This window comes from Bradyrhizobium sp. STM 3843 (assembly GCF_000239815.1).
GTDB lineage: Bacteria > Pseudomonadota > Alphaproteobacteria > Rhizobiales > Xanthobacteraceae > Bradyrhizobium.
On record NZ_CAFK01000205.1, the window covers coordinates 1 to 9,654 of the forward strand.

The following is a 9,654-nucleotide window of genomic DNA, read 5'->3' on the forward strand; positions in this document are numbered from 1 at the left end:
TACCATTCTGCTCGACGGCGAAATCACCCCGGGTGCCCGAATTCCCGAGCGCGACCTGTGTGAGCGGCTGCAGATCTCGCGCACACCGCTGCGCGAAGCGCTCAAGGTGCTCGCCGCCGAGGGCCTGGTGCAGCTGCTGCCTCATCGCGGCTCTCGTGCGGCGAAGCTGACGGACAAGGACGTGCGCGACCTGTTCGAGGTCTGCCAGGGCTTGGAGGCACTCGCCGGCGAGCTCGCCTGCGAGCGCATCACGGACAGCGAGATCGAGCAGATTGCCGCAACGCATGCGGCAATGGTGCAGCATTTCCGCGAGGGCGATCTGATCCAGTACTACCGCGGCAACCGCGCCATTCACGAGGCCATCGTCACTGGCGCCCGCAATCCCACGCTCGCAGGACTCTACGCCTCCGTGACCGCGCGCATTCGACGCGCGCGCTATGTCACGCCGATGACGCCGCAACGCTGGGCCCTGGCCGTCCAGGAGCACGAAGCGATCCTGAACGCGCTCCAGAGGCGCGACGGCGTCAGCCTCTCCCACATCCTGCGGACGCATCTCCGGCATAAGCGCGAAGAGGTCCTCCAAGCCGGCTTTGCCGAGACAGAAGCGAGCGAGCTCACACTGCGGATCGCGTGAGCGCTTGACGTTGCCTATCGATCCGACGGCTCGCGCTTGCCGCCCTGCCTCCGGTCCTTATTCGACTAGGTAGTTGCGCCTCGCGGGCTCGCCTTCGATCCGGGCGGCGCGGGCTTGCGGTGCGATCAGAAGGAGCGCAACATTAGTTTGTCATGCCGCAGCGGAGAGATCGATGGAGGAGCAACACGCGGATGGAGGCACGCGAGCCGGCATCGGCTCGCCCGGGTCGCTGGAGCGCGATGAACATTTCTTGCGGCGTTCCTATGCGGTCGCCCGCAGCTCGCTCACGCACGGCAACCATCCGTTTGCGGCCATCCTGGTCGACGAGCACGGCCGAGTCCTGATCGAGAAGGAAAACGGCTACATGCCCGCGCGTGACGCAACGGCGCATGCGGAGCGGCTCGTTGCCACCGAGGCCTGCACCACGCTGACCGATTCCGTCAGAGCGAAAGCGACACTCTACTCGTCAGCCGAACCCTGCGCGATGTGCGCCGGCGCCATCTACTGGGCCGGCATCGGGCGCGTGGTCTATGGATTGAGCGAGCGCCGATTGCGCGCGCTCACCGGCAACCATCCGGAAAACCCCACGCTCGATCTGCCCTGCCGCGAGGTCTTCGCGAGCGGGCAACGGCCGACGGACATCATCGGACCGCTGCTCGAGGACGAAGCCGAAGCCGTGCACGCCGGAGTCTGGCAGAGCTGAGCGCGATTGCATCTTGCCTTCATATACGATGGCGCCGCGGATGACCGCGGCGCCATTATTTGAACCGGCGAGATCAGGCGATCAGAACTTCACCGTGATACCGGAGTACAGCGAGGACTCCGTGCAGGCGCCCGTACTGATGCGCGTTCCGCCACCACCGGCAACCGAGCATCCGACCGCGTTGTTGTGGTCCAGGCCGAACTTGTTCTGCCAGTAGCGATAGGCCACCCAGACGTCGACGAAGTGGCTGTACTTCGCTCCCCACATCGCCTTGGAAGCGTCGAGGGTCAGGCGGATCGGCTCGGAGTTGAACTCGACCTTGGTGGGGTAGACGCCATTGGCCACGCTGACCGGAAGCGGCTCGGTGTCGCTGCCCTTCTTGCCATACCAGCCGGCGCGACCGGAGATCGAGAAGAACTGCATGTTTTCGGGAAGGAAGCCGAGATCCATGTAGTAGTTGGTCTCGATCGCCCAGGTCGGCTTGAACTTGGTGTTGCCGTCGGCGAGACAGGGGTTCATCCAGCCGGCGCCGCACTGCGAGAACCCGTTATGGTTGTAGAACTCCCAGTACACCAAGGGAGCAAGGTCGAAGTATCCCTTGTAGGGCAAGTCGAACGCGAATTGCAGACCGGCGACCACGTCACGCTTGGCCGCCCCGAAATACCGGTTCTCGGTGTTGGCATCCATACCAACTTCGAAGGAGATGTTGTGCAGCGGCCCCATCGTGAAGGCCTTGGTATTGAAAATCTCATTCCAGCCGAACGTCGAGCGGAACAGGCCGTAAATTTCGGTGGCGCCGGCGCAGCTCGCCGGAGTGAACGCGAAGCCGGCCGCGGGCGACACGATACCGCCGGTCTGGGTGCACGGTCCGGCCGGATCGTTATGGTCCGATTTGAACAGCGAGATCGTAAAGAAGTTCGTACCGTAGGCCCAGATATCGAAATGGGTAAAGGAGTAAACTTGCTTGGTCGTCTTGGCGTTGAACGTGCCATTGCCGTTCGCGGTCCAGGCACCCGGCTGGCTGGCGTTAAAGATATAAGAGAACGTCACCCGGTCATCGACGACCAGGAAGAATGGCAGGTCAGGTGCCTTCTTGGCGGCCTTCACTGGTAGATCGGCCGCAGCAGCGGTACCGATCGCGCTTATCGCGCTAGCGGCCAATGTTACCGCCGCAAGGATTGTTTGACGAAACGTCATGAGCAGCACCCCCGAGTTAAGAAGCAATCACATTTGTTAAGCGGAGAGTTGCGCCGATATGCCCGGTGGGAGAAGCCTCATCTTTTTTCAGGCGCTGCTGCAGGTTTCATCACCATGGCGCCTGGATAGCATCGGCTTGTATGCAACTAATGAGCTGTCAGCAGCATTGAGAAACTCAACCGGAGTCGCATCGCACCTGCTGCTTGGTAGTTCACATTATTGGGATTTCTGCGCGCGTCGTCATCGGCCTGGAGCGCATGAAATTCGACATGACGATGTTCCGATTTGTCGAACTTGCGCGTTGGATGATGCTGCTCATCCAACAAGCAGCCCTGCTGCAGCAAGTTGATTTCCGAGGCCTGTCGCAAATTTGCAACATTCCGGCCGCGATCCGCCTCGCACCGTGCGATCGATCGACGCGGCCGATCGCGATCGGTCCAAAGTATGAGCTGAGCACAAGTTAAGCACGAAGTGCCGCTTTTCACCTCTTACGTGCGCGGACAAATTAGCCCACAATTGAGGCAAGCCTCTTGATCAAGCCGTGCCAGAGAATGTCTGACGTGCCGCCTGTCGTTTCACCCGTGCGCGGGACCCCGCTCCTGCAGACGGTCGGTTTGACCAAGCGCTACGGCGACTTTGTTGCCAATGACTCCATCGACCTCGAGATCTGGCCAGGCCAGATTCACGCCCTGCTCGGCGAGAACGGCGCAGGCAAGTCGACCCTGGTCAAGACCATCTACGGCCTGATCCAGCCCAGCGCCGGTGAGTTGCGCTGGCAAGGCCAGGCAATCGCACTGTCCGGCCCGGCGCAGGCTCGCGACCTTGGCATCGGCATGGTGTTCCAGCATTTCTCGTTGTTCGACAACCTCACCGTCGCCGAGAATGTCGCGCTCGGCCTCGACGGCAAGGAATCGTTCAAGGCGATCTCAGCCCGCCTCGCACAGGTCGCGCGGGACTATGGCCTGCCGCTCGATCCCAAGCGCGAGGTCTGGCAGCTCTCGGTCGGCGAACGCCAGCGAATCGAAATCGTACGCGCCTTGATGCAGAACCCGAAATTCTTGATCCTGGACGAGCCGACGGCTGTGCTGACGCCGCAGGAAGCGGACCAGCTGTTCGTGGTGCTCGAGCGCTTGAAGGCGGAAGGCCGCGCCATTCTCTATATCAGCCACAAGCTCGAGGAGGTGAAGCGGCTCTGCGATACCGCCACGATCCTGCGGGGCGGCAGGAAGATCGCGACCTGCAATCCCAAGCTCGAGACGGCAGCGTCACTGGCCCGGATGATGGTCGGCACGGAGGTCAAGGAGGTCAAACCGAGAGGCGAACGCCGCATCACGGTGCCGCGCCTCGTCGTCAACGACCTGAACCTTCCGCCCGACGATCCCCACGGCGTGAGCCTGCAGCATATTTCCCTGGAGCTAAAGGGCGGCGAAATCCTGGGGATCGCCGGCGTTGCCGGCAACGGCCAGGACGAGTTGTTTGCAGCCCTTTCCGGCGAGCGGCCGGTGAAGGAGCCGGGGAACATCATCATCGACGGCATCGCCTGCGGGCATCTTTCGATCACGCATCGCCGCAAGCTGGGCGCGGCGTTCGTGCCCGAGGAGCGACTCGGCCATGGCACCGCCCCGCGCATGAGACTCTCTGAAAATGCGCTGCTGACAGGTCACGCGGCAGGCGACATGGTGCGGCATGGCTTCGTCAATGCCGCAGCCACGCTGCAGACGGTCGACCGCGCCACGCAAGCGTTCGACGTACGGAAGGCCAAGCGCGATCCCGAGGCGGCCAGCCTCTCCGGCGGCAACTTGCAGAAATTCGTTGTGGGGCGAGAAATCTTGCGCAACCCGGCGGTGCTCGTGGTCAACCAGCCGACCTGGGGCGTCGATGCCGGCGCGGCGGCGATTATTCGCCAGGCTCTGCTCGATCTGGCCGATCAGGGCGCAGCGCTGCTCGTCACGAGCCAAGACCTCGACGAGCTGATGGAGATCGCGGATCGGATTGCAGTGATGTTTCACGGCCAATTGTCGGCGGCCTTGCCGCGCTCTGAGGCGACCCGCGAAAGACTCGGCCTGTTGATGGGCGGCAGCAGTATCGATGGGAAGGACCCGGCGCATGCAGCTGGTGCTTGAAAAGCGCGCCGAGCGCTCGCAGACGATTGCGCTGATTTCGCCACTGATCGCGATCGGGCTCACCATCGTGACCATGAGCCTGCTTTTCGTTATTCTTGGAAAGAATCCGCTTGCCGCGCTCGATGCCTATTCTATCGCGCCGCTCACCGACAGCTATTCGCTGCAGGAGATCGCGGTCAAGGCGACGCCGCTGGTGATGATCGCGATCGGGCTGTCGCTGTGCTATCTCGCCAACGCCTGGAATATCGGCGCCGAGGGGCAGTTCCTGATTGGCGCGGTGGCCGGCAGCTGGATCGCGGTGAAGACCCAAGGCACCGAGGCCGGCCATTGGGTGCTGCCGGCCATGCTGCTGGCGGGCGCCGCGGCGGGTGCGCTCTACGCCCTGATCCCAGCACTGTGCCGGGTCAAGTTCGGCGCTAGCGAGATCCTGACCAGCCTGATGCTGGTCTATGTCGCGGACCTCCTGCTTGACTATCTCGTGCGCGGCCCCTGGCGCGATCCGGCCGGCTTCAATTTCCCGACCACGGCCGAGTTCGATCCTGTAGCAACGGTGCCGGTGCTGATCGAAGGCGGACGCCTGCATCTCGGCGCCATCATCGCGCTTCTGGTCGTCGCTGGCGCCTTCATCGTGCTGGGCCGGACCATCAAGGGGTTCGAAATCCGGGTGGTCGGCGCAGCGCCGCGGGCGGCGCGGTTCGGCGGCTTCAATGCGGACCAGTTGATCCTTCTGACCTTCGCGGTCTCCGGCGCCCTTGCCGGCCTCGCCGGCATCATCGAAGTGGCCGGACCTGTCGGGCACCTCCAGCCTGGCATTTCACCGGGCTACGGCTTCACCGCAATCATCGTTGCGTTCCTGGGACGGCTCAACCCGGTTGGAATATTAATTGCAGGATTGTTTCTCGCTTTGACTTTCATCGGGGGCGAGCAGGCCCAGATCACCATGAAGATCCCACTTGATGTGACCAAGGTATTCCAGGGCATCCTGCTGTTCTACGTGCTCGCCTGCGATTCCCTGATCCTCTATCGCTTCCGGCTCATCTCCGCGTCACGACAGGTGCACCGTGGAGCTGGTTGAGGCGATCATCCTCTCGGTGCTGGCGGCATCGACGCCGCTTCTGATCGCGGCCACCGGCGAGCTGGTAACCGAGCGCTCCGGCGTGCTCAACCTCGGCGTCGAGGGGATGATGATCGTCGGTGCCGCCTGCGGCTTCGGTGGCGCCTGGCTGTCCGGTTCGATCATCGTGGGCGCCCTCTGCGGCATTCTTGCGGGAGCCGCATTGTCGCTGATCTTCGCGCTGATGACCTTGGGGCTCGCGGTCAATCAGGTCGCGACGGGGCTCGCGCTCACCATTCTCGGGATCGGATTGTCGGGCCTGATTGGCGCGCGTTTTGTCGGCGAGCGCATCTCGACCGCGCCACATCTCCACATTCCCGGCCTCAGCGATATCCCGCTGGTCGGCCGGATCCTGTTCGGCGAGGATGCCTTCGTCTATTTGTCGATCGCTCTGATCATCGGTGTCTGGTGGTTTCTGTACCGGACGCGCGCGGGCCTGGTCTTGCGCGCCTGCGGCGACAATCATGTCTCGGCGCACGCGCTCGGCTATCCCGTGCTGCGCATCCGGCTGTTAGCGGTGCTGTTCGGCGGCGCCTGCGCCGGCCTTGCCGGTGCCTATCTGCCGCTCGCCTACACGCCGTTCTTCATCCCGGGCATGACCGCCGGCCGCGGCTGGATCGCGCTCGCGCTCGTCGTGTTCTCGTCCTGGCGGCCGGCGCGCCTGGTGATCGGCGCCTATCTGTTCGGCGCGGTCACGATCCTGCAGCTGCATGCACAGGGCGCCGGAATCGGCATTCCGTCGCAATTCATGTCGGCCCTGCCCTATCTCGCGACCGTCATCGTGCTGGTGCTGCTGTCGCGGACGCGGACCGGCGGCTCGACCGCGCCGGCTGCGCTGGGAACCGTGTTCGTGCCGGATCGATAAACACTATTCGGAGCGCATGCGAACGGGGCTGCATGTTGCTCTCCAAGTCCACCCCGACCGTTTGGGAGATCGATGATGGCGAACAGACTTTTGGCGGCGGCTGCCGCGCTTATCCTTTCCGTTGCCGTTGGCGGCACGGCGCTTGCAGCCGACAAGCTGAAGGTCGGCTTCATTTATCTCGGCCCGATCGGCGATCTCGGCTGGACCTATCAGCACGAATTGGCGCGCCAGGCGCTGGTGAAGGAATTCGGCGACAAGATCGAGACCACCTATCTCGAGAATGTGCCGGAAGGCCCGGACGCCGAGCGCGCCATCGAGCAGTTGGTCCGCGCTGGCAACAAGCTGATCTTCACGACGTCGTTTGGCTACATGGACCCGACCTTGAAGGTCGCCAAGAAATATCCCAACGTGCATTTCGAGCACGCCACCGGCTACAAGCGCGACAAGAACATGTCGACCTATTCGGCCCGCTGGTATCAGGGCCGCTACATCCAGGGCCAGATCGCGGCGAAGATGTCGAAGGCGGGCGTGCTCGGCTATATCGGCTCGTTCCCGATTCCCGAGGTCATCTCCGGCATCAATGCCACCATGCTCGGGGCGCAGTCGATCAATCCGAACATCAAGGTCAAGATCATCTGGGTGAACACCTGGTTTGATCCCGGCAAGGAGGCCGATGCGGCCAAGGCGCTGCTCGACCAGGGCGCCGACATCATCATGCAGCACACCGACAGCCCGGCGGCAATGCAGGTGGCCGAGGAGCGCGGCAAGCTCGCCTTTGGCCAGGATTCGGAGATGATCAAGTTTGGTCCCAAGGCGCAGCTGACCTCGATCCTCGACACCTGGGCGCCCTACTACATCGCGCGCGTCAAGGCCGAGCTCGACGGCACCTGGAAGGAAGAGAACACCTGGGGTGGGCTCGATTCCAAGATGTTCGAGATGGCGCCCTATACCAATATGCCTGACGACGTGAAAAAGCTGGCGGAAGATACCCAGGCCGCCATCACCGCCGGCAAGCTGCATCCGTTCAAATGCCCGGTCCTCGGACAGGACGGCAAGGAAGTGGAGTGCAAGGGCGGCGATCACCTCGACGACAGCCAGATCCTGAGCATGAACTTCTACGTGAAAGGCGTCGACGACAAGCTGCCTGGAAAGTAGCGGACGAACAGCGTATTCCCGACCTCTCTCCGCTATTTGCGGGGAGAGGTTGGATTGTATTTGGCGATGCGAGGTGTCACCAGATCATCTGCATCGAACTTCGATGATGCGCTACCCTGACACCATTGACAGCCGTAACACCCGATAGCAAGGTCGTGCAGGCATCATTGGCGCGCCTGTGTCAACCGCCTCAACAGAATTCACCGGGAGTTCCAGCTGTGGACAGATCAATCCTGCTTGCTGCCATCTGCGCTTCGACGCTGGTGGCCGCTCCGGCCGCTTCCGCCAAGACTTTGATCTTCTGCTCGGAAGGCAGCCCGGAGAATTTCTATCCTGGCGTCAACACGACCGGAACGTCGTTCGATGGCAATGAGCCGATCTACAACCGCATCGTCGAGTTCGAGCGCGGCAGCACGCAAGTGGTGCCGGGCCTCGCCGAAAAATGGACGATCTCGCCGGATGGCACCACCTATACGTTCAGCTTGCGCAAGGGCGTGAAGTGGCATTCGTCCAAGTCGTTTAAGCCGACGCGCGATTTCAATGCCGATGACATCATCTTCTCTATCGAGCGGCAATGGAAGGAAGACAATCCATATTTCAAGGTGACGAGCGCGAACCATTCCTATTTCGGCGACATGGGTTTGCCGAAACTGTTGAAGTCGGTCGAGAAGATCGATGACTACACGATCAAGGTCACGCTCAATCAGCCGGAAGCCCCTTTCCTCGCCGATCTCGCGATGCCTTTCGCGGCGATCCAGTCGAAGGAATATGCCGACGCAATGCTGAAGGCCGGCACGCCCGAAAAGATCGACCAGGATCCGATCGGCACCGGCCCCTTCTATCTGGTGCAGTATCAAAAGGACGCCGTGATCCGGTACAAGGCGTTCCCCCAATATTGGGGCGGCAAGGCGAAGATCGACGACCTCGTCTATTCGATCACACCGGATGCATCGGTTCGCTGGGCCAAACTCCAGAAGGGCGAATGCGACGTGATGCCCTATCCGAATCCGGCCGACATCGACACGATCAAAAAAGATCCGGACGTCACGGTCCTGGAACAGCCGGGCCTCAACGTTGGCTATCTGGCCTTCAACACGCAAAAGAAGCCGTTCGATGATGTGCGCGTGCGCAAGGCCATCAGTATGGCGATCGACAAGAAGGCGATCATCGACGCCGTCTATCTGTCGACCGGAATCGCCGCCAAGAACCCGATCCCGCCCTCGATGTGGTCGTACAACGACGACGTCAAGGACGACCCCTATGATCCCGAGGCGGCCAAGAAGCTTCTCGCCGACGCGGGATTGCCGAACGGCTTCGAAACAGATTTGTGGGCCATGCCGGTGCAGCGGCCCTACAATCCGAATGCCAAGCGCATTGCCGAATTGATGCAGGCCGATCTCGCCAAGATCGGCGTCAAGGCCGAGATCAAGACGTTCGAGTGGGGCGAATACCGCAAGCGGTTGCAGGCCGGCGAACATCAGATGGGCATGTATGGCTGGACCGGTGACAACGGGGACCCGGATAATTTCCTGCATACCCTGCTCGGCTGCGCCTCGGCGCAATCGGCATCGGGATCGAATATCGCCAAGTTCTGCTACAAGCCGTACGATGACCTTGTCATGAAGGCCAAGACCATCAGCGACCAGGCCGAGCGGGCTAAACTCTACGCGCAGGCCCAGGTGGTCTTCAAGGAGCAGGCGCCCTGGTTCACCATCGCGCACGCGGTGCAATTGAAGCCTATCCGCAAGCGAGTGGTCGACTTCAAGCTGTCGCCATTCGGGCGGCACACCTTCTATGGCGTCGACGTCAAGGATTAGCGGGAGATGAGGGCGGAGCGGCGTGCGCTGCTACGCCTTTTATGCA

At 62.1% G+C, this 9,654-nt stretch carries 9 protein-coding genes; 7 read left to right on the forward strand and 2 right to left on the reverse strand.

The features are described from left to right. Positions 1 to 4: 4 nt before the first annotated feature. A complete protein-coding gene (locus BRAS3843_RS22005; protein ID WP_063710317.1) occupies positions 5 to 634 on the forward strand; it encodes a GntR family transcriptional regulator in 630 nt (209 codons plus the stop codon). Between the two features lie 172 nt (positions 635 to 806). After that, positions 807 to 1,337 carry a nucleoside deaminase gene (locus BRAS3843_RS22010; RefSeq protein ID WP_008971258.1) on the forward strand — a complete coding sequence of 177 codons (531 nt, stop codon included), beginning with the start codon at positions 807 to 809 and terminating at the stop codon, positions 1,335 to 1,337. A gap of 81 nt (positions 1,338 to 1,418) precedes the next feature. Here the strand turns inward: BRAS3843_RS22010 and BRAS3843_RS22015 are convergent, their stop codons facing one another. Beyond that, positions 1,419 to 2,534: a hypothetical protein gene (locus tag BRAS3843_RS22015; protein WP_035982436.1), complete on the reverse strand. Its 1,116-nt coding sequence runs from the start codon at positions 2,532 to 2,534 to the stop codon at positions 1,419 to 1,421. Between the two features lie 146 nt (positions 2,535 to 2,680). Next, the gene (locus BRAS3843_RS41910) at positions 2,681 to 2,878 is read right to left on the reverse strand and encodes a hypothetical protein (RefSeq protein ID WP_210161398.1); all 198 of its coding nucleotides are present in this window, start codon (positions 2,876 to 2,878) and stop codon (positions 2,681 to 2,683) included. A gap of 216 nt (positions 2,879 to 3,094) precedes the next feature. Here BRAS3843_RS41910 and BRAS3843_RS22025 point away from each other — a divergent pair, with 216 nt between their 5' ends. From BRAS3843_RS22025 to BRAS3843_RS22045, 5 genes are all read left to right on the forward strand, one after another. Continuing rightward, positions 3,095 to 4,657, forward strand: coding sequence for an ABC transporter ATP-binding protein (locus BRAS3843_RS22025; protein WP_035982437.1), 1,563 nt, complete (start codon positions 3,095 to 3,097; stop codon positions 4,655 to 4,657). Beyond that, on the forward strand, positions 4,641 to 5,732 hold the full coding sequence (locus BRAS3843_RS22030) for an ABC transporter permease (protein ID WP_008971262.1): 1,092 nt from the start codon (positions 4,641 to 4,643) through the stop codon (positions 5,730 to 5,732). Before BRAS3843_RS22025 ends, BRAS3843_RS22030 begins: the two co-directional genes overlap by 17 nt. Further along, positions 5,719 to 6,636 (forward strand): ABC transporter permease, encoded by a 918-nt coding sequence (locus tag BRAS3843_RS22035; protein ID WP_008971263.1) that lies wholly within the window; start codon positions 5,719 to 5,721, stop codon positions 6,634 to 6,636. Before BRAS3843_RS22030 ends, BRAS3843_RS22035 begins: the two co-directional genes overlap by 14 nt. 75 nt (positions 6,637 to 6,711) lie before the next feature. Then, positions 6,712 to 7,791, forward strand: a complete 1,080-nt coding sequence (locus BRAS3843_RS22040) for a BMP family ABC transporter substrate-binding protein (RefSeq protein WP_008971264.1) — start codon at positions 6,712 to 6,714, stop codon at positions 7,789 to 7,791. 218 nt (positions 7,792 to 8,009) lie between these two features. Next, positions 8,010 to 9,608: an ABC transporter substrate-binding protein gene (locus BRAS3843_RS22045; RefSeq protein WP_008971265.1), complete on the forward strand. Its 1,599-nt coding sequence runs from the start codon at positions 8,010 to 8,012 to the stop codon at positions 9,606 to 9,608. The last annotated feature ends 46 nt before the right edge of the window (positions 9,609 to 9,654 follow it).